This window comes from Aeromicrobium sp. CFBP 8757, from assembly GCF_014841755.1.
In the GTDB taxonomy this organism is placed as follows: domain Bacteria; phylum Actinomycetota; class Actinomycetes; order Propionibacteriales; family Nocardioidaceae; genus Aeromicrobium.
Genome location: NZ_JACYUM010000001.1, coordinates 206,560 through 229,990, shown reverse-complemented (window position 1 = coordinate 229,990; position 23,431 = coordinate 206,560). Strand labels below are relative to the sequence as shown.

Genomic DNA, 23,431 nt, shown 5'->3' with positions numbered 1-23,431 from the left:
ATGTTCCACACGTTCGGCAGGTGTTTGCGAACGAACACTCACATTCGCATGCTGGAATTCCGGTGTCAAGGGACTTGGCCGCTCGTTTCTCGGCGATGTGTGACCAACGTCGCAGCCGCCCGTCGGACGCGCCGGGGCGCGCAGAAGCCTTCCCGGACCGGCGGGAGACCGCGCGGTCCGGGATGCTGGGCAGAAGCGTCAGCCGCCGCTCACGCGCCCCCGGACGTCACCGAAGCCGATCCTCGACCCGTCGGGTCCCGGTGCCGATCCCTCAATGACGATCTCGTCCCCGTCCTCGAGGAACGTACGCTCCCGGCCATCGACCACGACCGGTTCGGCTTCCCCCCAGGTCAGCTCGATGAATGCCCCGCGCTGGTCCCGCTCCGGACCCGAGATGGTGCCCGACGCGAAGAGGTCACCGGTGCGCGAGGTGGCGCCGTTGACGGTCGTGTGGGCCAGCATCTGGGCGGGCGACCAGTACATGCTGGAATAGGGCGGCCGCGACACGACCTGCCCGTTCCACCGCACGGCGAGGTCGACGTCGAGCGCCCACGAGCGCCGCTCGCGCAGGTACGGCAGCGGTTCGGGGTCCTGGACGGGGCCGGTGATGCGTGCGTCCTCGAGGGCCAGCAGCGGCACGACCCATGGCGAGATCGACGTCGCGAAGCTCTTGCCCAGGTGCGGGCCGAGAGGCACGTACTCCCACGCCTGGATGTCGCGGGCCGACCAGTCGTTGACCAGCACCGCACCGAAGACGTGCTCGGCGAAGTCGTCGGTGCCGATGGGCCCGTCGGCCGGTACGCCGACGACGAACCCCAGCTCGGCCTCGATGTCGAGCCGCTGGCTCGGCCCGAACTCGGGCTCGGACCGATCCGGGACACGGCGCTGCCCGTTCGGCCGCCTGATCGGCGATCCTGACACCACGACCGTCCCCGCCCGGCCGTGGTAGCCGACCGGCAGGTGCTTCCAGTTCGGCATCAGCGGCTCGGAGTCGGGACGGAACAGCCGCCCGAGGTTCGTCGCGTGGTGCTCCGATGCGTAGAAGTCGACGTAGTCCGCCACTTCGATCGGGAGGTGGAGCGTCACCGAGTCGATCGGGTGCACCGACCCCTCGTCGACCTCGTCGGACAGGACCAGCTCCGTGACCTGGCGCCGCACCTCGATCCAGCGGTCACGTCCTTGCGCCATGAACGCGTTGAGCGTCGGCTGGGCGAGGTCGTCGCCGCCCAGGGTCGCGGACAGGTCGACCACGGCGTCGCCGAAGCGGACGCCGATGCGTCGGGCCGTGCCCTCCGTGCTGAAGACGCCGTAGGGGAGGTTGTGGACGCCGAACTCGGAGCCGGCTGAAACGTGGAGACGGGTCATGGGGTGCTGATTCCTTCTGGCGGGGCGGAGGGGGTCGGGAGCAGGCCGAGGGCGGTCAGGTCGTCGAGTGGCTCCTGGATGCTGCAGGTCCCGAAAGACAGGAGGCTTCTCGGTGCCGACACCCGCGCGATGCGCGAGACGATGTCGCCGGAGTCCCGGTTGGCGAGGAGGGCGGCGAGCTCGTCGGGCCCGGCGCCCTCGGCCGCCGACTGGGCGGCGAGCAGGACGTTGAGGTAGCCGTGCTGCTCGAAGCGGTTGTCCCGGCCCGTGTTGCGCACCGCGTGGTGCAGTCCTGCCGTGGCCTTGAACGCGACGCCTCGGCGGGACGCCTCCTGGATCACGTCCGCGAGCTCGGCCTCGTCGGGGTGGGCCTCGGCCGTGACGCCGCCGGTGCGCAGCTTCGCGCGGGCCCCCAGGTCGGCGACGACGTCGAGCACGCGCAGGCGACGTGCGTCGCGCGGGATCTCGACGTGGACGTCGATCGAGCCGTCGAGCAGCCCCAAGGGGGCGAGCTCGTCCGGACTGGCCCCCTCGGGGAGTGCGACCTCCACCGCAACGACCGTGAGGCCGTCGATCCCCGACACCTGTTCGAGAGCTGCCCGCACGGTGCCCGGGCCTCCCGGGGCGGTGAGCGACAGGCGGATCGGGCGCGGCGGTGTCGTCAGCTCCCTCAGCCGTGGGATCGGGAAGACGAACGGCCCCACGAGGTCGGCGTGGCCGGAGTCCAGGTGCTCCAGGTGCTCCGAGAGCGCCCGCCCGAGGGGCGCGTTGCCGGGCGGGAAGAGCGCAGCGTCGTCGCACAGTCCCAGGAACAGATCGGGGATCATGTGAGCGGACCGCGACCGGCCCAGGTCCACGCGTAGCCGTCGTCCTCGCACGCCCGAGCGCCCTCGCCGAGCTCCAACGGCCGGAACGTGTCGACCATGACGGCGAGCTCGTCGAAGAACTCCGCCCCGATGCTCCGCTCGTAGGCACAGGCCTGGGGCCCGTGGGCATGGCCGCCCGGGTGGACCGAGATCGACCCGGGTCCGATGCCCGACCCCTTGCGGGCCTCGTAGTCGCCCCCCACGTAGAACATGATCTCGTCGGAGTCGACGTTGGAGTGGTAGTACGGCACCGGGATCGCGAGCGGGTGGTAGTCGACCTTGCGGGGCACGAAGTTGCAGATCACGAAGTTGGCGCCCTCGAAGACCTGGTGCGCGGGCGGGGGCTGGTGCACGCGCCCGGTGAGCGGCTCGTAGTCGGAGATGTTGAACGTGTACGGGTAGAGGCAGCCGTCCCAGCCGACGACGTCGAACGGGTGGTCGGCATAGGTGTACCTCGTGCCGACGATGCCGGTCGAGCCGCGGTGCTTCACGAGCACCTCGACGTCCGTGCCGTCCAGGACGAGGGTTTCGGCGGGTCCGTGCAGGTCGCGCTCGCAGAACGGGGCGTTCTCGAGCAGCTGGCCGAACCTGGAGAGGAATCGCTTCGGAGGCACGATGTGGCTGCTCGCCTCCATCACGTACGCGCGGACGGTCCCGTGCGGGATCCAGCGGTGCGTCGTGGCCCGTGGCACCAGGACGTAGTCGCCCTGCGTCGCCTCGAGCGCTCCGAACACGGTCTCGAGCCGGGCAGACCCCTCCTCGATGTAGACCATCTCGTCGCCGATCGAGCTGCGGTAGAGCGGCGAGTCCTTCGATGCCACGACGTACGAGATGCGGATGTCGGCGTTGCCCAGGATCAGCCGTCGACCGGTCACGACGTCGGTGCCGGCCACCACCTCGTCGGGGAACAGCTCGTGCAGCATCAGGTGCCGCGGCTTCAGCGGATGGTTGGGGACCGTCGACTGGTCGGGCAGCTCCCACACCGTGGCGTCGACGATCGCCGAGGGAATGTGACGGTGGTAGAGCAGGGACGAGTCGGACGAGAAGCCCTCCTCCCCCATGAGCTCTTCGTAATAGAGAGCGCCGTCGGGATCACGGTGCTGCGTGTGCCGCTTCGGCGGGATGCCGCCGATGTGCCGGTAGTAAGCCACGGGTGATCTCTCCTCCATGCGTCGCCAGGTAGTTCACACATTAACTACCTGCCGGTTCGCGCGCAAGGGTCGCACCGATCAGCGGCGGGTGCGCACGTCGATCTCGCTGCGGTCGGTGATCAGCTTGTTGAGCAGCGCGATCAGCGTGTGCTGCTCGGGCTCGGAGAGGGCACCCGCCCAGGCGCGCTCGCGCTCGTTCTGGGCCGCAAAGACGTCGACCATCGCGTCGTGCCCGTGAGGAGTCAGCGAGAAGCGGGCCGACCGCCCGTCGAGGTCGTCCGGCGTCCGATCGAGCAGCCCGTCCGCGACGAGCGACTTCGACAGGTTCGACACCGCGGCTCGGCTCATGCCTGCGACCTGGGCGGCCCGGGCAGGCTCGATGGGGCCCGCCAGCCAGGTGACGAACAGCAGGCGGAAGGACGACCACGACCATCCGCGCGGACGGTGCACGGCGGCCTCGAAGTCGTAGGTCATGACGGTGGACGCACGATTGAGAGTCAGCGCCAGCTCTGTGGCGAGCTGGTGCTCGTAGCCGTAGGTCGATCGCAGCGTCGCGTTGGCGCGCTCGATGAACGACCAGAAGGTGAGGTCGTCCGGCTTCGACACTGCTCCGCCATCCATGCCTCGAGCATAGGACCACCGCAGCCCGGGACGTGACCGATCCGACCGCCCCTACCCGCGCCTGGCGCGGGCGATCTCCGAGAGCGCATGGGCCAATGCCTCGATGTCCACATCGCCCAAGTGGTCCAGGAACGAGCGACGGACGCTCTCCAGGTGGGTCGGCCACGCCTCACGCAGACGGTCGAGACCGACGTCGGTCAGCACGGCCTGGAAGCTCCGACCGTCGGCCGACGCCTGCTCGCGGGTGACGCATCCATCCTTCTCGAGCCGGCCCACCGTCCGACTCACCGCGCTCAGCGACTGATGGCATCGACCCGCGAGCTCTGACATCGCCAGACGCCTGTCCGGGGACTCCGAGAGGTGCATCAGGACCAGGTACTCCGTCTGCGACATCCGGTGCTCGCGGACGAGATCATCGTCCATGGTCCTCAGCAGCTCGCGGAGGGCGGGCTGCAGGGCGCGCACGAGAGCCTCTTCCTTGGCGTCGAGGGGAGGTACCTCATCAGCGCTGCCCATGGCTCGAAGGCTACTGCGCGCCCACTCTCGGCACCACACGCGAGAGCCCCGGATGTGAACACCACTCCACAAAGACCGGTAGCCTGTGGCAGTGATCTCGGAACCACCCGATCCCGGGCCCGCCTCCCGATGGTTGTCCTCGGACGAGCTCCAGACGTGGTTCGCCCTCAACCGCCTTCTCGCACGGCTGCCCGCCGTGCTGGACAGCACGCTGCAGCGATCGTCGGGGCTGAGCCACGTCGAGTACTACGTGCTGGCCGGACTGTCCGACCAACCGTCCCGGTCGATGCGGATGGGGCAGCTGGCCCAATTCGCGAACTCGCAACCTTCACGACTGTCACACGTCACTGCCCGGCTGGAGAAGCGCGGGCTGGTGCGACGCGAGTCCGACCTGTCTGACGGCCGCTCGACGTGGGCCGTGCTGACCGACGCTGGTCACGACGCTCTCGTGGCAGCGGCACCGGGGCATGTCGACCAGGTGCGGCGTCTGGTCTTCGACACTCTCACCGCACGAGAGCAGCATGCGATGCGAGACGCGGCTGCGGCGATCCTCGCGAAGATCGACGCGGCTCCCCACGGCGACCAGCCCGGCTGAGCTGCCTGCAGACGCTCCAGACCATCGGCAGCGAGGACCGCGCGGACGCTGCGGCCGTCGGCCTCGCACCGCAAGAGGATCAGTCGAGACGGACGAAGTCCTTGGCCGCGAGGGCGCCACCGAACTCCTGGGCGCGCCCACCGCCACCGATCGTTCCCAGGTCGACTGCCGCGAAACCGAGACTCTCGACAAGTGCGACGACATCGTCTCGGGCGTCGGAATCGTCACCCGAGACGAACAGCACGCGGCGACCACTGCCGACCACTGGCTCATCCGCGAGGTTCGAGGCGGCCAGCGTGTTGAACGCCTTGACGACACGAGCGCCCGGCACAGCTTCTGCCACCAGGTGTGTCGAAGCACGTCCCCCCAGATCACGGGGCCTGAAGCTGGGCAGATCGACGGCATTCGTCGCGTCCACGACGACGCGACCGTCCCACGTGACCTGGTGGGTGACCTCTTCGACGCTGTCGAAGAGCACCGCGAGGATCACCACGTCGGCCTGCAGCGCCTGCTCCGTCGTCACCGGCTCGACCCAAGGAGCGTACTGCTGGGTCAGCTCAGAAAGACTTTCTGGCCCGCGACTGTTCGACACGCCGACGGAGATCTCGCTGGCGGCGAAGCGGCGAGCGAGGGCGGATCCGATGTTGCCCGCTCCGACAATGGCGTACTTCATGCTGGGTTTCCTTCTCTTCGTGATCGATCAAGGGGTCGGTGTGGGTGCACGACCCGATCGTGCATCCGCTGGAGGACGTGGCTCAGACCGTCCCGGTGGGGTGTCGGGCCGCTCTGTGCCGCACATCTCTATGGCGGATCGGCACCACGCGCCATCGCGGTGAACGCACCGGCCAGCAGCTCGATGTCGATCCCGGCGAGATGATCGAGGAAGTTCACGCGGACGCTACGAAGGTGCGTCGGCCAGGCTGCCTGCAGGCGCACCAAGCCATCGGCGGTGAGGACCGCACGGACGCTGCGGCCGTCGGACGTGCACGGCTCGCGGCGGATCAGTCCCTCCTGCTCGAGGCGTCCGATGGTACGGCTGACCGCGCTCACCGACTGGTGGCAGTCACCGGCGAGGTCCGACACGGCGATGCGCCCGTCGCGCGACTCCGACAGGTGCATCAGCACGAGATACTCCGTGTGGGTCAACCCGTGCTCGCGGTTGAGGTCATCGTTCATCCGTCGCTGCAGCTCGCGCAGGACCGGCTGCAGAGCGCGCACGAGGATCTCCTCGCGGTCGTCCAGGGGATGGATCGCCGAACCGTCAGCCACCATCGTCAGCGCTCCGCGCGCCACGGTTCGCGACCGCGGCTCCGACGGACGGACGGTGCGACGCCAGGATGCAGGCCATGACCAGAGCAGCACCCACGACTCCGTCGAGGACCCAGTGGTTGCCGGTGCCCACGACCACGAAGGACGTCACCGCCGCGTAGGCGGTCCCGACGACGCGCCACGTCCGCCCGAGCCTCCCGAGCCGCCAGGCGACCCAGACGGCCCATCCCACGTGCATCGACGGCATCGCGGCCAGCTCGTTGGTGTACGACGCGAGGCCCCCCGGGGCGGAGGCGTGCCCCGACCACCAGCCGGCCCATTCGTACATGTGCAGCGTGTCGATCCATCCGCCATCCATCAACCGGGGAGGTGCCGTCGGAAGCAGGATGTAGGCCACGAGGCTGATCGACGTCGCGACGACCAGCACAGTACGGGCGCGTCCGTACTCGTCGCGCTGCCACCGATACGTCATCCACAGCACCATGGGCGTCACGACGTAGTGCAGTGCCGAGTACCAGTAGGAGCTGGCGATCGCGAGGGAGGGGACCCCCGAGACCCAGTGGTTCAACGTCAGCTCGACGTCCCAGCCCAACACGTCCTCGAGGTGCACCAGCGACCTGGCCCGCTCCGCCGCTCCGGCGACGTCCTGGCCGGCGAGGAGCCGGCTGGCGCTGTAGCCGACGTAGAGCCCGACCAGCAGGGCCAGCTCCTTGCCGCCGCGCAGCACGCCGGCACCGCGGTGGCTGGCGGCGATCAGGTCCGCGAGGGACCGCCGGTGGGTTCGTGCCGCCTGATGGCAGATGACGCTCATACCCGCTATACTTGCATGCGCAAGCACTTGTGTCGAGAGTCAGGTCAAGGAGGGCTCATGAACAGCGCATCACATCCGTGTCCGCCCGCCCCACGGTTCGAGTTCGGTCTCAACTCGTTCGGTGAGGTGGCTGCGACGTCAACGGGCGCTGGGGTCAGGGTGCTGTCCACCAACGATCCCGTGCGGATCTATCAGGAGTTCGCGACCGTCGACGGCGAGGCCGACCCGGTCCAGCAGTGGACACCCACAGGCACCTCCCCCACACGCATCACCCCATCAGGCAAGGCGGTCCACGCATGAGCATCTTCCACGACGTCCCCGACACGACGCGTCCCATCGAGTTCGGGCTCGACACGTTCGGTGACATCCCCGACGACGGTGTCGGCCGACTGCTGAGGCATGGCGACGCGATCCGCCAGGTGCTCGACGAGGCCATCCTGGCCGACCAGCTCGGCGTCGACGTCTACGCCGTCGGCGAGCACCACCGACCCGAGTTCGCGATCTCGTCGCCGGAGACTGTTCTGGCCGGCATCGCCACCCGCACCGACCGGATCAAGCTCGCCTCCGGGGTCACCGTGCTCTCGTCCGACGACCCCGTGCGCGTGTTCCAACGCTTCGCCACCGTTGACGCGCTGTCGGACGGTCGCGCCCAGGTCATCCTCGGCCGCGGGTCGTTCACCGAGTCGTTCCCCCTGTTCGGCTACGACATGGCCGACTACGAGGTCCTGTTCGAGGAGAAGATCGAGCTGTTCGCGGAGCTGCTTAAGGAGGGACCCGTCACGTGGTCGGGCACCACCCGCCCCGCACTGGTCGACGCCGAGGTGTACCCGAAGACCGACTCGGGACACCTGGACACCTGGGTGGGCGTGGGCGGTTCGCCGCAGTCCGTCATCCGCACCGCGAAGTACGGGCTGCCGCTCATGCTGGCGATCATCGGCGGCAACCCCGACCGGTTCGCCCCGTACGTCCAGCTGTACCAGCGGGCCGCCGCGCAGTTCGGCACCACGGCCCACCCCGTCGGCATGCACTCCCCCGGCTTCATCGCCGACACCGACGAGGAGGCCGTTGAGCTGGTCTGGCCGCGCTACCGGGTCCTGCGGGACCGGATCGGCGCGCTGAGGGGATGGCCCCCGGTCACGCGCGCCGAGTTCGACTCCGAGATCGCTCACGGGTCCCTCTACATCGGCTCGGCCGAGACCGTCGCGACCAAGATCGCCGGCGCGCTCCGCAACATCGACGTCGGGCGGTTCGACCTCATCTACACCGCCGGCGGCAGCATTCCCGCCGCGGCCCGACTGCGTGCCGTCGAGCTCTACGGAACGACCGTCATCCCGCGGGTCAGGGAGCTCCTCGGCACCGACGTGCCGCTCGGCGACCGGACGATGGCGTGACCGCACCGGCGCGCATCGGCATCCTCGGTGCCGGCAAGGTCGGCACCGTGCTGGGTCGGCTCGCCGTGGCCGCCGGTCATCCGGTGATGATCGCCGGGTCCGGCGACCCCGACAAGATCGCCCTGACGGTCGAGGTCCTCGCCCCCGGTGCCGTCGCGGCAACGGCCGACGAGGTCGTCGCTGCGGCGGACGTCGTGATCCTCGCCCTCCCGCTGGGCAAGTACCGCTCGGTGTCGCCCGCCGCCGTGGCCGGCAAGCTCGTCATCGACGCGATGAACTACTGGTGGGAGATCGACGGCGTCCGCGACGACCTGAGCGATCCACGGACGTCCACGAGCGAGATCGTGCAGGCACACCTGGCCGACTCGCGCGTCGTCAAGGCCTTCAACCACATGGGCTACCACGACCTGGAGGACGAGGCCCGGCCCGCCGATGCCCCGGGGCGCAAGGCCATCGCGATCGCTGGCGACCACGTCGACGACGTCTCGGTGGTCGCCGCCGTCGTCGACTCGGTCGGCTTCGACCCAGTCGTCCTCGACCGGCTCGCCGACGGCGTGCGCCTGGAACCGAGGACCGAGCCCTTCGGCGCCGACGTCGACGCCGCGACCCTGCGGGCCATGATCGGACGGTTCGCCGATTCCGAACGCGGCATCGAGGTCCTCGCCGCCCATGCATGACACCACTTCGCCCCCGCCGCCCCCGTCACGAGGAGCACCTCTTGATCACTATCGCCGACCAACCCGATCTGCGCCGGTTCGAGGCCCGCGACGAAGGGACGCTCGTCGGCTTCGCCGACTACATCCGCACGGATGAGCTCATCGTGTTCACCCACACCGAGGTCGACACGGCGTGGGAGGGACACGGGGTGGGCTCCCGTCTCGCGGAGATCGGCATCAGGACCGCTGAGCACAACCATCTTCGCGTGCTGGCCATCTGCACCTTCATCGCCTCATGGATGGCCCGTCACCCGGAATTCGCGCACCTGGAGTATCGGTCGACCAGCGCGGTGACCGACTGAGCCCCGACACCACCACCCACGAAGGAGACACCGTGCCAGACGAGAGCGCGCCGGACGCCAGAGGGACCGATCCCGGATCCACCCGCAGGACCTACGTCGGCACAGCGATCGACGTCAGCTTCGACGCGGCGTTGTGCCGGCACGCGGCCGCATGCGTGCGCGGTCTCCCCGAGGTCTTCGACACAGCGGCCCGCCCGTGGATCCGACCTGACGCGGCCGACGCGACGCGTGTCGCGGAGGTCGTCGCACGATGCCCCTCTGGGGCCCTGCGCAGCAGGATGCACAACCCGTCCCCGTAGGCCCCCGTCGCGCACGACACAACCGGCGTCAGTGCATGTATTTGAACCCCGTCAAAGCGCCTGCTGCGCAGTGACGATCTGACGGCCGTCTCGCGGTCGACGAACGGCAACCGACCCGTTCGATGTCGATCGGCGACCTCTTGTCCCCTCCCACCGCATTCCGAGGAGCACCAATGACCGACTCCAACTACGCCGGCAGCTTTCTTCGCCTGATCTGGCCTCAGTGGCAGGGCGCCACCCCAGCCAACGTCAGCGCGTTGACGCAGCCGCTGCCCGACACCAGCGCCCGCCTCGGGTATCACATCGGCAGCCACCTGCTTCGCCACCTGGCACCGCAGCACGACGGCCCTGAGCGCATCGTTCCGGTCTCGATCACATCGTCGGGTCTCAAGACGGAGTCTGGAGTGTTCGCGCGTGACGTGCTTCTTGAGCAGCTGCGCACGGCCCTGATGATCCTGACCGAGGAGGACGCGGGCAGGGTTCTGACGTTGGGTGGGGAGTGCTCGGTCAGCGTGGCACCCTTCAGCCATCTCGCAGCGCGATACTCGGATGACGTGGCGGTCGTGTGGATCGATGCGCATCCCGACACAGGAGTGCCGGGTGGTTCGTACGAGGGCTACCACGCCATGGCCGTCTCGCACCTGCTCGGCCACGGCGACCCCGACGTGGTCGCCGCCCTGCCTGCCGTCTTCCCGGCCGCTCGTGTCGCGCTGGCCGGGCTGCACGTGTGGGAGGACGACCAGGAGCCACTCATCCGCGAGTGGGGGCTCACCTCCTTCTCCCCCACTGATCTGCGCAGGTCGTCGACCCCGATCGTCGAGTGGCTGCGCTCCACCGGCTGCTCCAAAGTTGCCATCCACCTCGACGTGGACGCGATCGATAGCGATGAGGTGGTACTCGGGCTCGGGGCCGAGCCCGGTGGGCTCAGCATCGAACAGGTCGTCCGTCTGGTGGGCGACGTCTCGCAGGCCGCCGAGGTCGTCGGACTCACCGTCGCCGAGTACATCCCTCGACAGGCGATCATCATGCGCGACCTGCTGGCACGGTTGCCGCTCTTGAGCCACGGGTAGAAGGCCGCGCTGAGACCGCAGACGGCAACGCGCTTCAGCGGCGGCGTCCCTGTGTTGAACGACGTCTAGCGACAAAGGCCGACGAGGCTGCCGGGATGGGCCATCGTTCTTGAGCAGGTCGCTATCGCGAGAATCGATTCGACTCAGGCTCTGCCGATCTGCAACGCCCATCGCTGAAGCACCAGGGACGCCCGCTTGATGTGCTCCTCCAACGCAGCCACGGCAGCGTCGACGTCCCGCTCGAGCGCAAGCTCCATCAGCCGGCGATGCTCAGACGCTGGGTCACGACCAGTGTCGCCAGCCAGCGACCACGCCCACCGTCGATACAGGTCCGCGTTCGGTCCTCATGACGGGCGCCGACAGCACACTTGCCACCGCCCGGGTCGCGGGGCTCGTGTCGCTGCCCGCCGTGGTGGCAGGCCGATGAGCACCCAAATCACCGTCGACATCGCGGACGGCATCGCCACCGTCGTCATGGACGGTCCGTTGGCTCGTAACGCGCTCGACGTAGGCGCGATAGACTTCCTCGCCGACGAGCTCGCCCGGCTCCACATGCTCGACGAGTTGCGCTGCCTGATCTTGACCGGCGCGGGCGATTCATTCTGCGCCGGCGCGGACCTGGGAGCCATGCAGGCCCCCTCAGGACCTAGCGAGGATCAGGCGCGAGCTGCTGAGCAGGAACGTCAGAACGCCGCCATCATGGCGGCGGCCTCTCGCGTCATCAACGGCTGGTCAGCTTTTTAGCACCCATCATCGCCCGCGTCGTCGGTTCGGCTGCCGGCGTCGGCGCCTCCATCGCATTCGCGTGCGATCTCGTGGTCGCATCGCGACGGTCCTTCTTCCTGCTCCCCTTCACAGGTAACGGGCTGCTTCCCGACGGCGGCGCGACGTTGACGGTCGCCGCCTCCATCGGGCGGGCCCGGGCCCTGCGGCTGGCGCTGCTCCGCGAACGTTTGACCGCCCCTGCCGCCTTCGACGCCGGGCTGATCGCAACCGTCTGCGAGGAGTCCGAAATCGATCGACTCGTGAGGGACTGGGCAGCTCAGCTGGCCGGTGGGGCCACGACCGCGCTGAGCCGCACCAAGGCCGCCATCAACAGCAGCACGCTCGGCGGACTCGCCGCCGCCTTGCATCGTGAGACCGAGGAGCAGCTGCCCTTGCTCGTCTCGGCAGACCATCGCGAAGGCGTCAAAGCCTTCTTCGAACATCGACCGCCCGAGTTCGCCCACGACCCGACCCACGACGGACGACGTCCTTGACGGCACGCGGTCGTCTCACCGCGTTGCCTCACAGGGCCGTCATCACAGGGCCGTCATATGGGTGCTCCAGAAAGATCAGCGCCGGGTCGAGCGGCCTGTCCCCGAATCGTCCCAGGATGCTGTGGGCCGCCATCATCTCGCACAACTCGATGCCGTGCGTCGAGGCCAGAGTGCGCGCAGCAGCGAGCATCAGCCACGCCAAGCGTTGCGCGAACAGGCACCGCACCAGGGTGCCCGTCCGCTCGCGCGGCACCGTGCGGCTTCCCGCTAGGACCCATCGGTTGCGCCGGTGTCCTCGTCGACGTTTGCCAGGAACGCGGTGACGGCGTGCGCGAAAGCCTCGGGCGCTTCCATCGCGACGTGATGACCGACGCCGTCGAGGACGACCGACTCGGGACTACCCTCCTGGATGCGCTCGAGTGTGGCCGCAGTGAAGCCGCCGGCGAGTCCACCGATCGCCAGCGTCGGCTTTCGCAGCGGATGCGCCTCGAGCAGCGTCCGCAGCGCGTCACCCTCGGTGAGGATCGAGCGGTAGATGCCAGCAGCACCGAGCCAACCGCCGGTTCGTGTGTACCCGCGAGCGAGCTCGTCCAGGTCTGGGTCACCGAACGCGCCCTTCACGATAGTCATCGAAGGGAACGCCCAGTCGGCCAGCAGCCGGCGCTCCTTGCCTTCGAGCAGCAACGCGGGGACCTCTGGCGCCGCGAAAAAACCGAGATGCCATGAGCCGCCGTTCGTGACGTCCGCGAAGGCTTCGAGCCCGTAGCCGGGGAGCCCCACCTCGGTCGCTATGAGACTCCGAACGAGCCCGGGGTGCTCGGCGGCGAGTCGCACGACAGGTCCGCCGGAGATGTCCTGTCCGACGAGGTGGACCGGACCGACACCGAGGTGCTCGACAAGGAGGCGCAGGTCATCGGCTGCGACCGCGCTCGAGAACGACTCGTCGGCCACGTCGGAGTCGCCGAAGCCGCGCAGGTCCACGGCGAACACCCGGTGATGGGCAGCCAGCAGCGGGATGACGCGGTGGAACACCCACCACGATTCCGGAAAACCGTGAACGAGTAGGACAGGAGAACCTGCCGTGCCCGCGGAGACGACGTGCAGCTTCGTATCTCCGATGTGCACGCGGTCGTGCACCACCCCCGGGATCGTGGCACCCACCGCTCCTCTCGCCTGCTCGTTCGTGCTGCTGATATCGGTCATGACCTACCTCGATTCCGGCGTCGGCCAGTCCGACAACTTGGTTGTCATTCTATGGCTAGACAACTCGGTTGTCAATCGACCCCGACCTTGCTACGGTCGAGGGATGCAGGTCTCCGAAGGCGTACGGCTCGCTCACCTGCTCATCGGTTCCTTCGAGGCGATGGTGGATGAGGTCGTGAGCGACCTTGCTGGGCGTGAGCATCCTGGAGTGACCGCGAGCCTGGAGTTTGCCCTCACTGCGATCGACCAGGGAGCGAGCACCGCCTCAGACCTTGGGCGGCAGCTGGGAATCTCCAAGCAGGCCGCAGCCAAGTCGATTGCCACCCTCGAGCAGCTCGGCTACGTCGCACGTACGACAGACGCACAGGACCGGCGCCGTGCCGTCCTGCAGGTCTCGGACCAGGGCCGCGAGATGATCACCCTGGGCGCGACGAAGTTCGACGAGATCCGGCAGCGCTGGATCGCGTCGCTGCAGCCGGGCGAGGCCGAGATCGTCGAGGCGGCCCTGGCGAAGCTTCACACCCGACCTTCCCCGACCGACTGAGGCTTCGCGCACGCGGGCACAAATCTCCGCAGCACAGGAGTGGACGTCGCATGAGTCGACCCATCGCGATCGCAGGGGACGTCGACGCTGGTTCCGAGAGGGTCTGGGGCGTTCTGGCGGACCTCGAAGGTCCACGAGTCGAAAGCGCAAACCCGCCAAACGCGTGCGGGCGTGACCGGAAGTTCCGGTCACGCCGCGCAACGAGGGGTTCCGGCGTCGTTCAGACGGCGCGCAGCGGCTTCAGCGCACCGGCCCAGGCCTCGAGCTGGTCGAACAGCACCACGACGGCGTCGTCGTGCTGCGCCCCCGGCGCGAAGGTCGAGAAGTTCTCGAAGTCGGTGAACAGGGAGAACGCCAGCTGCTGCCGCACGTCGGCGATCTGCAGCTCTGCGCAGATGCCGCGCAGGTGCTCGATCGCGCGGGCACCGCCGAGCGAGCCGTACGCGACGAAGGCCGCGGCCTTGTTGTTCCACTCGGCGTAGAGGTAGTCGATCGCGTTCTTGAGGACGCCCGACGTCGAGTGGTTGTACTCCGGCGTCACGAAGATGAAGCCGTCGTAGCCGGCGATCTTCTCGGCCCACGCCTTCGTGTGGTCGCCCGTGTACTGGCCCATGCTCGGCGGGATCGCCTCGTCCAGGTGCGGCAGCGGGTGGTCGAGCAGATCGATCAGCTCGTAGGTGGCGTCCCGGGACGCTGACTTCTCGACGACCCAGTCGGCCACTCCCTTGCCGTTGCGGCCCGGTCGGGTCGATCCCAGGATGATGCCGATGCGGAGGTTGCTCATGATGGTGTGTCCTCTGTTTGACGGGTGGTGGTGGCGCGATGAAATGCGGTGCCGACGGTGGTCAGAACTGCTCGGGCCCGAGCCGGCCGACGACCACGAAGATGGCGAGAGCGAGCAGGACGACGTTCACGAGGGTGTTGGCATACTCCCGGCGACGGCTGTGCGTGACGACCGCCCCGATCATGATGACCGCGAGGCCGATGCCGGCCGCCGCGACGACCCAGGTCGCCACGTCGAGCAGACCTGGCAGCACCAGGCCGATCGCGCCGAGCACCTCGAGCGCCCCGATGATCCGGACCGTCGCGGGCGACACGTCACCCGCCCAGCCCTGGCCTGACGCGACCAGGTCGGCCTGCGACTTGGTCAGCTTCATGACGCCGGCGAGCAGGAACATGACCGCCAGCACGCCGGCCGCGGTCCACAGCGCGGCGTTCACGACGATGCCAGATCTGTTGCTTGAAGATTCATGTGTCTAGCCTAGCATGACTTGAATGTTCAAGTCTCTGTCATGGTTCCCAAGAGTTTTCGCTGACGCGATCCGAGCGGGCGCATCGGCTGACTGCCGAAGCAAATGGATGACAGGTCGACGCCGACACCCCCGCGACCGGACTCTCATGGCCACCGAGGTGCCTGCCCTCGGACGGGCGGTGCCGTCGGCCTGCGACACCCGATCACCGTCGGTCGTCCTAGAATCGGCCGCATGACGACGGATGACGGCACCGGCTCCTCGGCCCGGTGGTTGTCCGAGGACGAGCTCGAGACATGGCACGCACTGAACATCCTGCTCGCCAGACTCCCCACGGCCCTCGGCGAGCAGCTCCAGCGCGACTCCGGACTGAGCTTCATCGAGTACTACGTCCTGGCGGGCCTCTCAGACCAGCCGGGATGGACCATGCGCATGAGCCATCTCGCAGTCTTCGCCAACTCTGAGTTGTCCCGGCTCTCGCACCTGATGTCGCGCCTCGAGAAGCGGGGCCTCGTCCGCCGCGAGCCTGATCCGACCGACCGGCGCTTCACCTGCGCGATCCTGACCGACTCGGGGCACGACCTTCTGACAGATGCGGCACCTGGCCACGTCTCCGAGGTTCGTCGCTTGATCTTCGATCGGCTCGACGAGGCTGCGCAGCACGCGCTTCGCGACGTCACCGAGCAGATCAGGCTCCAGCTCGGCGTGCTGCCGATCGGACCTCCGCGCACCACCCCGCCCCCTCCGAGGAGCTGACCGCGCGCAGCCAGGACGCGCGCGTAGGTTGACCGTCGATCGACGATTCGACATGTCCGAGTGCATCGACGCCGGAGTCGGCCGCGATCAACCATGTGGACGAACGCGCGACGCCTTCGACCATGACTCCCTTCGCTTCCCCTCGGTCACGGCGTTGACACCGGTGTGGTCGTTGACCATCGGATGTACGCGGCGTCCGACCCCAACCACCGGAGCAAGGACCACGTCTTTCAGCATGCTGCGCCAGTGAGGAGTCACGGTCGTTCTCGTGGATGCGTTTCATGCGGCGTCATTGCGACGATCATCGGCGGCTCCTCGGTCTGATGCTCCGACACACGGGCCGATCGGGCCATCAGGCAACGGGGCGATCAGGCGATCAGTCTGGTCAGCCGGTGGGCCTGATCCAGCAGCAGTCCGCCGAGCTCGGGTCGTCGCGCCGCACGAAACCGCGACTCCACACCCGTCAGGCTCAGGGCCCACGCGGGCGAGCCGGCGCGATCGAAGACCGCGGCCCCCATGCCCCAGCTGCCCTCGACCACGAGACCCGGGTTGGTCGAATAGCCGAGGTCGCGGGTCTTGGCGATCCGACCGAGAAGCGCGTCCTTGCGATGGGACGCTCCCCAAACCCGACTCAGGTCGTGCTCGTCGAGATACCGGTCGACGTCCCTGTCAGGCAGGTGCGCCAGCACCACCAGCCCGGCAGAAGCGACCCCCAGTGGGAATCTGATCCCCTCGTGCAATACATGCGAACGCAGCGGAAAGCTCCCGTCCTCCCGCAGCAGGCAGACGGTCTCCCACCCCCTGCGCGCAGTGAGGAACGCACTCTCGCCGCTCTCCCGGGCCAGTTCCGAGATGACGACGCGCGCGTGATGACTGATGTCGTAGCGGGCCGCAGCCGACGCGCCCAACAGGTAGAGCTCGGGCCCGAGGTGCCACACACCTGTCTGTTCGTCCCGATCGATCAACCCCTCACGCAGCAGGGACGACAACACCCGATGGGTCGTGGGCCTGGTCAGGTCTCCGGCACGGGCGAGCTCGGTCGTCGACGCACCATCGGGCTCGGCTGCGCCGACTGCACGCAGCAGCACTCCCACCCGGGAAATGACGTCCGGACCCTTCGATGGAGACACCATTTGTGAACAGTAGCGTCCATTTAACGGACGCAACGTCGAATCTGGTTCAACTCGCGAACAATACCTACGGGATCGGCGCTCATCATTGACGTGTCCCGGGCCATGGTGTCAGCGTTCACTGAACGAACACACCGGCAAGGAGCCTCATGAGCAACACCACACCCCCCTCTACAGCTGAGATCATCGCCGGTCTCGCCCACGACGGGATGACCATCGCCGTCGGCGGCTTCGGACTGTGCGGAATCCCGTCCGACCTCATCGAGGCCTTGCGCGACTCCGGCGCACGCGATCTCACGATCGTGTCCAACAACATGGGCGTCGACGGCAAGGGCCTCGGCCTGCTCCTGGAGAACCATCAGGTGACCAAGGTCGTCGCCTCCTACGTGGGCGAGAACAAGCTGTTCGCCCGCCAGTACCTCGACGGTGACCTCGAGGTCGAGTTCAACCCGCAAGGAACCCTCGCCGAACGGCTCCGCGCAGGCGGTGCCGGGATCCCTGCGTTCTACACACGGACGGGCGTCGGCACGGCCGTGGCTGAAGGGAAGCCGACAGCCGACTTCGACGGCATCACCTACGTCCAGGAGCGCGGCATCATCGCCGACCTGGCTCTGGTCCACGCCCACACCGGTGACGCACACGGCAACCTCCGCTACCGCCTGGCCGCGCGCAACTTCAACCCTGCCGTCGCCACATCCGGGCTCGTGACGGTGGCCGAGGTCGAGCACCTCGTCGACGCCCTTGACCCCGAGCTGGTCCACACCCCCGGGGTCTACGTGGCCCACACCATCCAGGCCCGCGAACGGGCCAAGGACATCGAGCAGCGCACCGTCCGCCCCCTCCCGACAGGAGCAGTCGCATGACCTGGACACGTGATGAGATGGCCAAGATTGCCGCCCGCGAGCTGCACGACGGCGACTACGTCAACCTGGGCATCGGCATCCCCACCCTGGTGGCCAACCACATCCCCCGCAACGTCACGGTGACCCTCCAGTCAGAGAACGGCATCCTCGGCATGGGACCGTTCCCGTACGACGGCGACGAGGACCCCGACCTCATCAACGCCGGCAAGCAGACCGTCACCGTCAACACCGGCGCCTCGTTCTTCGACTCCACCGAGTCGTTCGCCATGATCCGCGGGGGCAAGATCGACATCGCCATCCTCGGCGCCCTCCAGGTCGGCGCCAACGGCGACCTGGCGAACTGGGCCGTGCCCGGCGCCCTCGTGAAGGGCATGGGCGGCGCGATGGACCTGGTCGCCGGTACCAGACGCATCGTCGTGATCACCGACCACGTCGCCAAGGACGGATCGCCCAAGATCGTCCAGCACTGCACGCTGCCCCTCACCGGCCTGAGGGTCGTCGACCGCATCATCACCGACCACGCCGTCTTCGAGGTCACCCCGTCCGGTCTCGAACTCGTCGACCACGCATCCGGCGTCTCCCTGGAGAACCTCCGCGACATCACCGGAGCACCGTTCACGGTCGACCCCACCCTGCTGTGGGAGCCCACCGAACACTTGCAAGCAGATCCGGCGAGCTGGGAAGCTCCCGCCAATTGAAAGCTCCATCTCGGCCAACCTCCTCGGGGTGAAGAAAGTCGTCACTTTTGTTGTCATCACTGCTGTCTTTAGTGGCGAGGCGTCAGTCGGGTAGGGCCGCCGACGATGGGCAAGATAAGTCCACGGGGCACAGGTCCTGCGGTATCCGGCGCGAGTACGCACAGGACGTGCCACAGGGCCCCTCGTCCGGATTACCGCCGTCGACGGGCACGAAGTCAGTGGGGCCGGAGTGCTCAGGAAGGACTGCGGCCAGGACCCGGGTGCCGACCGTGTACGCGCGCCGCGCCTCTTCCAGAGGCAGGTCGGGCAGCAGTTGCGCCACCATGTCCGTCCGGCACCCTGCCACTAGGGCCATACGAGGCGGAGGGTACGTGCGTCATCGAGGGAGGGATGAAAAGTCATGTGCTGGTCCTGCCAGGTAGGGGATGGGGCGAGCGTGCGTGGACGAGGAGCCAGCCGAGACGAAGCAGCAGCGCCGCCGCGATGATGACGATGACCGCCTCACCGACGGCCACGGCCGAGACGAGACCGACGCGCTCGGCTATGCTGCCTACCCCTGACGGGCCGATCGCCATGCCGCCGTAGCAAGTCACGTAGTAGCGGGCCAGGCTCGCGCCACCGCTGTCGACCTGTCCCGCCAGCATCGAGACGCCCAGTGCGTTGCCGGTGCCGTTGGCCAGGCCGGTGACAGCGGCGCCCACGAGCACGAGACCGCGGTGCTCCGTCGCGACGCCTGCGTACGTGGCCACACCGCCGACGACGATGCCCGGGAGGATGATGAGCCTCAAGAGCGTCCAGCGCACCTGCCGCAGGGCGACCTGGCTGATGCAGACCAGCACAAGCGCCATCGACACCACGGCACCCAGCTGCAAAACGGTCATGTCCGGTGCCACGGACCTGATGGTCCGCGGCAGCGCCGACTGCACGATCCCGATCGCGCACCACGTCGACGCGACGACCAACGTGGTGAAGATCGTCGAGTAGGGCTGGTCGGGAGCGGCGTACCTGGGCTGCTCGTCACCGGCTGCCGCGGTGGCAGCGACCCCGGCGTCGCGGTGGTGCGAGGGCTGGCCGTCTGCCACCACGGCGATCGCGAGCCGGGCTGTCATGACGATCGACATGCTCCAGAAGGGCGCATGGGTGGGCTCCAGGCCGACCGTCCCAGATAGTCCCCGAGCACCGGACCGATGGCTGCACCGATCGAGGGCATCAGACCACCGATGACCGCGACGGCCGGCAGGGTCAGGCGCCGGCCGAGACTGATCACGGCCCCCACCCCGGCGATCGACGCCAGGGCAACGCCGACGCCCTGCAGCGCACGCCCGGCGAACAACGTCTCTGGGCTGCCGGCGCTCAGCATCACGACGGCACCGGCGATCGAGGCACCCGCCGCGCCCGCCAGCGTCCCGGTCGAGACGGGCAGACGACCCCTCATGCTCAGCAGCAGCACCGGGACGATGCCCGCGATGTACATCGCGAACACCGCTGACTGCGCCGCCTCGCCGAGGCCGATGCTGTCGACGTACACCGGGTACAGACCCGTCGGTACCGTCGACGACGACAGCGATCCCAGAACGACGAGCGCGCAGCTGGCCGCGCGCCACAGTGCCCGCCACCGGTCCGGGTCCGTGCTCACCGGCGGCTCAGGACCACGGGGACTCGATGCCGACGTACTGCGTCGTGGTGTACTCGCGCAAACCCTCTGCCCCGCCTTCGCGGCCGAGTCCGGAGTGCTTGACACCGCCGAAGGGCACTGCCGCATTCGAGATGACGCCGGCGTTCAGGCCGAGGATGCCGAATTCGAGCCGGTCTCCGATGCGCAGGCCACGCGAGATGTCCTCGGTGAAGACGTATGACGCCAGACCGTACTCCGTGGAGTTCGCGATCTCGACGGCCTCGTCCTCGGTGGAGAACGTGACGATCGGCGCCACCGGGCCGAAGATCTCCTCGTGCAGCACCCGGGCGTCGGCCGGGACGTTGCGCAGGACGGTCGGAGCGAAGAACGTGCCCGGCCCGTCAAGCCTGTGCCCGCCCACCACGACCTCGGCACCACGCTCGACCGCGTCGACGACCAGCGACTCGACGTTGTCGAGCGCCTTGGCGCCGATCAGCGGGCCGACCTGCGTACCCTCGTCGAGGCCGTTGCCGACCACGAGGGCGCCGAAGCGCTCGGCCAGCTTCGTCGTGAACTCCTCGGCGACGTCCTCGTGCACCACGAATCGGTTGGCCGCGGTGCACGCCTCGCCCATGTTGCGCAGCTTGGCCGATGCCGCGCCCGCGACGGCCTTGTCGACGTCCGCGTCGCCGAAGACGATGAACGGGGCGTTGCCCCCGAGCTCCATCGACGACCGAAGGACGTTGTCGGCGGCGGCCTTCAGAAGGACCTTGCCCACGGTCGTCGAACCGGTGAACGAGACCTTCCGCAGCCGGCTGTCCCCCAGCAGAGCGCCGGAGATGGCCGGCGCGTCGGCGGACGGCACGACGTTCAGCACACCCGGCGGCACACCGGCGTCGGTGACGACCTGCGCGAACAGCTGCGACGTCAGCGGCGTCAGGTCCGCCGACTTCAGCACCATCGTGCAGCCCGCGGCGAGCGCTGGCCCGACCTTGCGGGTCGCCATGGCCAGCGGGAAGTTCCAGGGCGTGATGAGCAGGCACGGACCGACGGGCTTGTGCCGCACCAGCGTCCGCAGCGTGCCCTCGGGGGTGTCGAGCACCCGGCCGTAGTCGCGCACGGCCTCCTCGGAGAACCAGCGCAGGAACTCGGCACCGTAGGCGACCTCGCCGAGTGACTCGGCCAGGGGCTTGCCCATCTCGAGCGTCATCAGCAGCGCGAACTCGTCGGCGCGGCTCGTCACCTCCTCGAACACGGCGCGCAGCAGGTTGGACCGCTCACGCGCGGACGTCCGGGCCCACGCCTCCTGCGCCCCGGCAGCAGCGTCGAGCGCGGCGCGGGCGTCGTCGGCGGTCGCCGACGCGAGCGTGGCGATGACCTCGCCGGTCGCGGGATTGACGATGTCGAAAGTCCCACCGTCCGAGGCGTCGCGCCACTGCCCGCCGATCAGCAGGCCCGTGGGAACCTTCGCCAGGACGTCGGCGGCTCGGTCTCGTGCGTTCATGTGTTCCTCGATTGCATTCGATGGACCCGCAGTGGGGACGTGGTGGCTAGTAGCTGGCGGTGGGCCCCTCGGGTCCGGAGCCGGCCGGCGGCACGTAGGTCGCGGCGAGTCGCTCGCTGCCCCGCGCGAGCAGGCCCACGTCGGCGCCCACGAGGACGAACTCGGCCCCCGCCTCGAGGTACCGCCGGGCCACCCGCTCGTCGAAGGCGTTCACCCCGACGGACGTGCCGGTGGCGTTCGCGATCTCGATGACGCCCACCACGGCCGCCACGACGTCAGGATGCTCCTGCTGTCCGAGCAGGCCCATCGACGCGGCGAGGTCGGACGGACCGACGAAGATCGCGTCGACGCCCTCGGTCTCGGCGATCCCGCGGGCGTTCTCCACAGCGGCGACCGACTCGACCTGAACGGTCAGCGTGATGGTGGACGACGCCGTCGCCAGGTAGTCCGGCACCCGGTTCCAGCGTGCCGACCGGGCCAGGGCCGAGCCGACACCGCGGACGCCGGCCGGCGGGTACCGGACGGCCGACACGGCGGCAGCGGCCTGTTCGGCGGTGTCGACCATCGGGATGAGCAGGTTCTGTGCCCCGAGGTCGAGGTACTGCTTGATGACCGTGACGTCGTTGACCGGTGGCCGGACGAGCGTCGATACGGGGTAGGCCTGCACGGCCTGCAGCTGCGCCAGGACGGACTCCAGCCCGTTCGGGCTGTGCTCGGCGTCGATCAGCAGCCAGTCGAGGCCGGCTCCCGCGCAGATCTCGGCGACCAGCGGGCTGCCGGAGCACACCCACATGCCGAAGAGTGGCCGGTCGGACGCCGCGAGGTGATCGCCGAACGTCGGGGCAAGGTCTACTCGAAGCGACATGTGACCGTCCCCAGCGGACCGTAGTCGGCCAACACGGTGTCGCCTGGGTGCACCCACATCGGCCGCGTGAACGACCCAGCCAGGATGATCTCGCCGGCGTGCAGGTGCTCCCCGTGCGCGGCGATCTTGTTGGCGAGCCAGTAGACACCCGCCGCCGGGTGGTTGAGGACACCCGCGGCGAGGCCGGTCTCCTCGACGGTCTGGTTCTTGTAGAGGATCGCACCGATCCATCGCAGGTCGACGTCGCGGGGGCGGGTCGGGTTGCCACCGATGACCATGGCGCCCATCGCGGCGTTGTCACTGATGGTGTCGACGATCGTGCGATCGGCCATCTCGATGCGCGAGTCCAGGATTTCCAAGGCGGGCACGACGTACTCCGTGGCGTTGAGCACGTCGAAGATCGTGGCGTCCGGGCCGGACACGTCCTTGCCGAGCACGAACGCCAGCTCCACCTCGACGCGCGGGTGCGAGTACCGCTCCCACTCGACCGAGGCTCCGTTCTCGAAGACCATGTCGTCGAAGACGATGCCGTAGTCCGGCTCGGTGATCCCGGTCGCCAGCTGCATGGCCCGCGACGTCAGGCCGATCTTGTGACCGACGACGCGACGGCCGGTCTCCTCGTTGCGGCTGCGCCACAGGCGCTGCACCGCGTACGAGTCCTCGACCTCCATGTCGGGGTAGCGTGCCGTTAAGCGCTCGATCGGCACGCGGCTGCGCCCGGCCTCGACCAGCTGGTCGGCGATGTCGGTGATGGTCTCGTCGTCGAGCACGG

At 68.5% G+C, this 23,431-nt stretch carries 32 protein-coding genes; 13 read left to right on the top strand and 19 right to left on the bottom strand.

All coding sequences use genetic code 11. The annotated features are described in order from the left end of the window. Positions 1-198: 198 nt before the first annotated feature. The 5 genes from fahA to IFT73_RS01075 all read right to left on the bottom strand — a co-directional run bounded on the left by fahA (position 199) and on the right by IFT73_RS01075 (position 4,468). Positions 199-1,365 (bottom strand): fumarylacetoacetase, encoded by a 1,167-nt coding sequence (gene fahA / locus IFT73_RS01095; protein WP_192165920.1) that lies wholly within the window; start codon positions 1,363-1,365, stop codon positions 199-201. Next, positions 1,362-2,192 carry a hypothetical protein gene (locus IFT73_RS01090; RefSeq protein WP_192165918.1) on the bottom strand — a complete coding sequence of 277 codons (831 nt, stop codon included), beginning with the start codon at positions 2,190-2,192 and terminating at the stop codon, positions 1,362-1,364. Before IFT73_RS01090 ends, fahA begins: the two co-directional genes overlap by 4 nt. Beyond that, positions 2,189-3,382: a homogentisate 1,2-dioxygenase domain-containing protein gene (locus IFT73_RS01085; RefSeq protein ID WP_192165916.1), complete on the bottom strand. Its 1,194-nt coding sequence runs from the start codon at positions 3,380-3,382 to the stop codon at positions 2,189-2,191. Before IFT73_RS01085 ends, IFT73_RS01090 begins: the two co-directional genes overlap by 4 nt. 78 nt (positions 3,383-3,460) lie before the next feature. Further along, the gene (locus IFT73_RS01080; RefSeq protein ID WP_192165914.1) at positions 3,461-4,003 is read right to left on the bottom strand and encodes a MarR family winged helix-turn-helix transcriptional regulator; all 543 of its coding nucleotides are present in this window, start codon (positions 4,001-4,003) and stop codon (positions 3,461-3,463) included. Between the two features lie 51 nt (positions 4,004-4,054). Further along, on the bottom strand, positions 4,055-4,468 hold the full coding sequence (locus IFT73_RS01075; RefSeq protein WP_197983454.1) for a MarR family transcriptional regulator: 414 nt from the start codon (positions 4,466-4,468) through the stop codon (positions 4,055-4,057). A gap of 247 nt (positions 4,469-4,715) precedes the next feature. On the opposite strand from IFT73_RS01075, the gene IFT73_RS01070 reads away from it, so the two are divergent. After that, a complete protein-coding gene (locus tag IFT73_RS01070; RefSeq protein ID WP_371811122.1) occupies positions 4,716-5,114 on the top strand; it encodes a MarR family winged helix-turn-helix transcriptional regulator in 399 nt (132 codons plus the stop codon). 79 nt (positions 5,115-5,193) lie between these two features. Here IFT73_RS01070 and IFT73_RS01065 read toward each other — a convergent pair whose 3' ends face one another. From IFT73_RS01065 to IFT73_RS01055, 3 genes are all read right to left on the bottom strand, one after another. Then, positions 5,194-5,787, bottom strand: coding sequence for an NADPH-dependent F420 reductase (locus IFT73_RS01065; protein ID WP_192165910.1), 594 nt, complete (start codon positions 5,785-5,787; stop codon positions 5,194-5,196). A gap of 128 nt (positions 5,788-5,915) precedes the next feature. Continuing rightward, complete coding sequence (locus IFT73_RS18750) at positions 5,916-6,407, bottom strand: MarR family transcriptional regulator (protein ID WP_192165908.1); 492 nt, start codon at positions 6,405-6,407, stop codon at positions 5,916-5,918. Continuing rightward, positions 6,376-7,194 carry a phosphatase PAP2 family protein gene (locus tag IFT73_RS01055; protein ID WP_192165906.1) on the bottom strand — a complete coding sequence of 273 codons (819 nt, stop codon included), beginning with the start codon at positions 7,192-7,194 and terminating at the stop codon, positions 6,376-6,378. The genes IFT73_RS18750 and IFT73_RS01055 overlap by 32 nt, the downstream gene beginning before the upstream one ends. A gap of 57 nt (positions 7,195-7,251) precedes the next feature. On the opposite strand from IFT73_RS01055, the gene IFT73_RS01050 reads away from it, so the two are divergent. The 6 genes from IFT73_RS01050 (at position 7,252) to IFT73_RS01025 (ending at position 10,972) form a co-directional block, all read left to right on the top strand. Continuing rightward, a complete protein-coding gene (locus IFT73_RS01050) occupies positions 7,252-7,494 on the top strand; it encodes a hypothetical protein (protein ID WP_192165904.1) in 243 nt (80 codons plus the stop codon). Continuing rightward, positions 7,491-8,585: an LLM class flavin-dependent oxidoreductase gene (locus IFT73_RS01045; RefSeq protein ID WP_192165902.1), complete on the top strand. Its 1,095-nt coding sequence runs from the start codon at positions 7,491-7,493 to the stop codon at positions 8,583-8,585. The genes IFT73_RS01050 and IFT73_RS01045 overlap by 4 nt, the downstream gene beginning before the upstream one ends. Continuing rightward, entirely contained in the window at positions 8,582-9,262 is a 681-nt protein-coding gene (locus IFT73_RS01040) for an NAD(P)-binding domain-containing protein (protein ID WP_192165900.1), read from the top strand. The genes IFT73_RS01045 and IFT73_RS01040 overlap by 4 nt, the downstream gene beginning before the upstream one ends. Continuing rightward, positions 9,259-9,603, top strand: coding sequence for a GNAT family N-acetyltransferase (locus tag IFT73_RS01035; RefSeq protein WP_192165897.1), 345 nt, complete (start codon positions 9,259-9,261; stop codon positions 9,601-9,603). The genes IFT73_RS01040 and IFT73_RS01035 overlap by 4 nt, the downstream gene beginning before the upstream one ends. Beyond that, positions 9,537-9,902 (top strand): (4Fe-4S)-binding protein, encoded by a 366-nt coding sequence (locus IFT73_RS01030; RefSeq protein WP_192165895.1) that lies wholly within the window; start codon positions 9,537-9,539, stop codon positions 9,900-9,902. Before IFT73_RS01035 ends, IFT73_RS01030 begins: the two co-directional genes overlap by 67 nt. Positions 9,903-10,075: 173 nt before the next feature. Beyond that, entirely contained in the window at positions 10,076-10,972 is an 897-nt protein-coding gene (locus tag IFT73_RS01025; protein WP_192165893.1) for an arginase family protein, read from the top strand. A 143-nt stretch (positions 10,973-11,115) separates the two neighbouring features. On the opposite strand, the gene IFT73_RS19460 is transcribed toward IFT73_RS01025, so the two are convergent. Beyond that, positions 11,116-11,301 (bottom strand): FCD domain-containing protein, encoded by a 186-nt coding sequence (locus tag IFT73_RS19460; protein ID WP_192166919.1) that lies wholly within the window; start codon positions 11,299-11,301, stop codon positions 11,116-11,118. Positions 11,302-11,395: 94 nt separating this feature from the next. Between IFT73_RS19460 and IFT73_RS19190 the strand changes: the two genes are divergently transcribed. Next, on the top strand, positions 11,396-11,716 hold the full coding sequence (locus tag IFT73_RS19190; RefSeq protein ID WP_192165891.1) for an enoyl-CoA hydratase/isomerase family protein: 321 nt from the start codon (positions 11,396-11,398) through the stop codon (positions 11,714-11,716). Beyond that, complete coding sequence (locus tag IFT73_RS01010; RefSeq protein ID WP_192166918.1) at positions 11,701-12,231, top strand: enoyl-CoA hydratase-related protein; 531 nt, start codon at positions 11,701-11,703, stop codon at positions 12,229-12,231. Before IFT73_RS19190 ends, IFT73_RS01010 begins: the two co-directional genes overlap by 16 nt. A 28-nt stretch (positions 12,232-12,259) precedes the next feature. On the opposite strand, the gene IFT73_RS01005 is transcribed toward IFT73_RS01010, so the two are convergent. Beyond that, positions 12,260-12,484, bottom strand: a complete 225-nt coding sequence (locus IFT73_RS01005; RefSeq protein WP_192165889.1) for a hypothetical protein — start codon at positions 12,482-12,484, stop codon at positions 12,260-12,262. Between the two features lie 14 nt (positions 12,485-12,498). After that, entirely contained in the window at positions 12,499-13,434 is a 936-nt protein-coding gene (locus IFT73_RS01000) for an alpha/beta fold hydrolase (protein WP_192165887.1), read from the bottom strand. 103 nt (positions 13,435-13,537) lie between these two features. Here IFT73_RS01000 and IFT73_RS00995 point away from each other — a divergent pair, with 103 nt between their 5' ends. Then, positions 13,538-13,978: a MarR family winged helix-turn-helix transcriptional regulator gene (locus IFT73_RS00995; protein WP_192165885.1), complete on the top strand. Its 441-nt coding sequence runs from the start codon at positions 13,538-13,540 to the stop codon at positions 13,976-13,978. A gap of 220 nt (positions 13,979-14,198) precedes the next feature. Here the strand turns inward: IFT73_RS00995 and IFT73_RS00990 are convergent, their stop codons facing one another. Together IFT73_RS00990 and IFT73_RS00985 are read right to left on the bottom strand one after the other, a co-directional pair. Next, the gene (locus IFT73_RS00990; RefSeq protein WP_192165883.1) at positions 14,199-14,762 is read right to left on the bottom strand and encodes an NADPH-dependent FMN reductase; all 564 of its coding nucleotides are present in this window, start codon (positions 14,760-14,762) and stop codon (positions 14,199-14,201) included. Positions 14,763-14,823: 61 nt separating this feature from the next. Then, positions 14,824-15,198, bottom strand: a complete 375-nt coding sequence (locus tag IFT73_RS00985; RefSeq protein ID WP_192165881.1) for a DoxX family protein — start codon at positions 15,196-15,198, stop codon at positions 14,824-14,826. A gap of 264 nt (positions 15,199-15,462) precedes the next feature. Here IFT73_RS00985 and IFT73_RS00980 point away from each other — a divergent pair, with 264 nt between their 5' ends. Further along, entirely contained in the window at positions 15,463-15,984 is a 522-nt protein-coding gene (locus IFT73_RS00980; RefSeq protein ID WP_192165879.1) for a MarR family winged helix-turn-helix transcriptional regulator, read from the top strand. A 368-nt stretch (positions 15,985-16,352) separates the two neighbouring features. Here the strand turns inward: IFT73_RS00980 and IFT73_RS00975 are convergent, their stop codons facing one another. Then, positions 16,353-17,117 (bottom strand): IclR family transcriptional regulator, encoded by a 765-nt coding sequence (locus IFT73_RS00975; RefSeq protein WP_192165877.1) that lies wholly within the window; start codon positions 17,115-17,117, stop codon positions 16,353-16,355. 146 nt (positions 17,118-17,263) lie between these two features. Here IFT73_RS00975 and IFT73_RS00970 point away from each other — a divergent pair, with 146 nt between their 5' ends. Together IFT73_RS00970 and IFT73_RS00965 are read left to right on the top strand one after the other, a co-directional pair. Then, positions 17,264-17,977, top strand: coding sequence for a CoA transferase subunit A (locus IFT73_RS00970; RefSeq protein WP_192165875.1), 714 nt, complete (start codon positions 17,264-17,266; stop codon positions 17,975-17,977). Then, entirely contained in the window at positions 17,974-18,675 is a 702-nt protein-coding gene (locus IFT73_RS00965) for a CoA transferase subunit B (RefSeq protein ID WP_192165873.1), read from the top strand. Before IFT73_RS00970 ends, IFT73_RS00965 begins: the two co-directional genes overlap by 4 nt. 398 nt (positions 18,676-19,073) lie before the next feature. Here IFT73_RS00965 and IFT73_RS00960 read toward each other — a convergent pair whose 3' ends face one another. The 5 genes from IFT73_RS00960 to hpaH are packed head-to-tail and all read right to left on the bottom strand — an operon-like array spanning position 19,074 to position 23,429. Next, positions 19,074-19,784 carry a hypothetical protein gene (locus tag IFT73_RS00960; RefSeq protein WP_192165871.1) on the bottom strand — a complete coding sequence of 237 codons (711 nt, stop codon included), beginning with the start codon at positions 19,782-19,784 and terminating at the stop codon, positions 19,074-19,076. After that, on the bottom strand, positions 19,781-20,311 hold the full coding sequence (locus IFT73_RS00955) for a hypothetical protein (protein ID WP_192165869.1): 531 nt from the start codon (positions 20,309-20,311) through the stop codon (positions 19,781-19,783). Before IFT73_RS00955 ends, IFT73_RS00960 begins: the two co-directional genes overlap by 4 nt. 7 nt (positions 20,312-20,318) lie before the next feature. After that, the gene (locus IFT73_RS00950; protein ID WP_192165867.1) at positions 20,319-21,794 is read right to left on the bottom strand and encodes an NAD-dependent succinate-semialdehyde dehydrogenase; all 1,476 of its coding nucleotides are present in this window, start codon (positions 21,792-21,794) and stop codon (positions 20,319-20,321) included. Positions 21,795-21,840: 46 nt separating this feature from the next. Continuing rightward, positions 21,841-22,659, bottom strand: a complete 819-nt coding sequence (locus IFT73_RS00945) for an HpcH/HpaI aldolase/citrate lyase family protein (protein WP_192165865.1) — start codon at positions 22,657-22,659, stop codon at positions 21,841-21,843. After that, positions 22,644-23,429 (bottom strand): 2-oxo-hept-4-ene-1,7-dioate hydratase, encoded by a 786-nt coding sequence (hpaH, locus tag IFT73_RS00940; RefSeq protein ID WP_192165863.1) that lies wholly within the window; start codon positions 23,427-23,429, stop codon positions 22,644-22,646. The genes IFT73_RS00945 and hpaH overlap by 16 nt, the downstream gene beginning before the upstream one ends. Between the last annotated feature and the right edge of the window lie 2 nt (positions 23,430-23,431).

Bases quoted from the DNA above. Each gene is read 5' to 3' on its own strand.
- IFT73_RS01080 (WP_192165914.1), bottom strand. From the start codon at position 4,003: ATGGATGGCGGAGCAGTGTCGAAGCCGGACGACCTCACCTTCTGGTCG.
- IFT73_RS00980 (WP_192165879.1), top strand. From the start codon at position 15,463: ATGACGACGGATGACGGCACCGGCTCCTCGGCCCGGTGGTTGTCCGAG.
- IFT73_RS00970 (WP_192165875.1), top strand. From the start codon at position 17,264: ATGAGCAACACCACACCCCCCTCTACAGCTGAGATCATCGCCGGTCTC.
- IFT73_RS01000 (WP_192165887.1), bottom strand. From the start codon at position 13,434: ATGACCGATATCAGCAGCACGAACGAGCAGGCGAGAGGAGCGGTGGGT.
- IFT73_RS19190 (WP_192165891.1), top strand. From the start codon at position 11,396: ATGAGCACCCAAATCACCGTCGACATCGCGGACGGCATCGCCACCGTC.
- IFT73_RS01055 (WP_192165906.1), bottom strand. From the start codon at position 7,194: ATGAGCGTCATCTGCCATCAGGCGGCACGAACCCACCGGCGGTCCCTC.
- IFT73_RS00990 (WP_192165883.1), bottom strand. From the start codon at position 14,762: ATGAGCAACCTCCGCATCGGCATCATCCTGGGATCGACCCGACCGGGC.
- IFT73_RS00950 (WP_192165867.1), bottom strand. From the start codon at position 21,794: ATGAACGCACGAGACCGAGCCGCCGACGTCCTGGCGAAGGTTCCCACG.
- IFT73_RS00945 (WP_192165865.1), bottom strand. From the start codon at position 22,659: ATGTCGCTTCGAGTAGACCTTGCCCCGACGTTCGGCGATCACCTCGCG.
- IFT73_RS00960 (WP_192165871.1), bottom strand. From the start codon at position 19,784: ATGACAGCCCGGCTCGCGATCGCCGTGGTGGCAGACGGCCAGCCCTCG.
- IFT73_RS01025 (WP_192165893.1), top strand. From the start codon at position 10,076: ATGACCGACTCCAACTACGCCGGCAGCTTTCTTCGCCTGATCTGGCCT.
- IFT73_RS01050 (WP_192165904.1), top strand. From the start codon at position 7,252: ATGAACAGCGCATCACATCCGTGTCCGCCCGCCCCACGGTTCGAGTTC.
- IFT73_RS00995 (WP_192165885.1), top strand. From the start codon at position 13,538: ATGCAGGTCTCCGAAGGCGTACGGCTCGCTCACCTGCTCATCGGTTCC.
- IFT73_RS01090 (WP_192165918.1), bottom strand. From the start codon at position 2,192: ATGATCCCCGATCTGTTCCTGGGACTGTGCGACGACGCTGCGCTCTTC.
- IFT73_RS00965 (WP_192165873.1), top strand. From the start codon at position 17,974: ATGACCTGGACACGTGATGAGATGGCCAAGATTGCCGCCCGCGAGCTG.
- IFT73_RS01065 (WP_192165910.1), bottom strand. From the start codon at position 5,787: ATGAAGTACGCCATTGTCGGAGCGGGCAACATCGGATCCGCCCTCGCT.
- fahA (WP_192165920.1), bottom strand. From the start codon at position 1,365: ATGACCCGTCTCCACGTTTCAGCCGGCTCCGAGTTCGGCGTCCACAAC.
- IFT73_RS00975 (WP_192165877.1), bottom strand. From the start codon at position 17,117: ATGGTGTCTCCATCGAAGGGTCCGGACGTCATTTCCCGGGTGGGAGTG.
- IFT73_RS01035 (WP_192165897.1), top strand. From the start codon at position 9,259: ATGACACCACTTCGCCCCCGCCGCCCCCGTCACGAGGAGCACCTCTTG.
- IFT73_RS01045 (WP_192165902.1), top strand. From the start codon at position 7,491: ATGAGCATCTTCCACGACGTCCCCGACACGACGCGTCCCATCGAGTTC.
- IFT73_RS01030 (WP_192165895.1), top strand. From the start codon at position 9,537: ATGGATGGCCCGTCACCCGGAATTCGCGCACCTGGAGTATCGGTCGAC.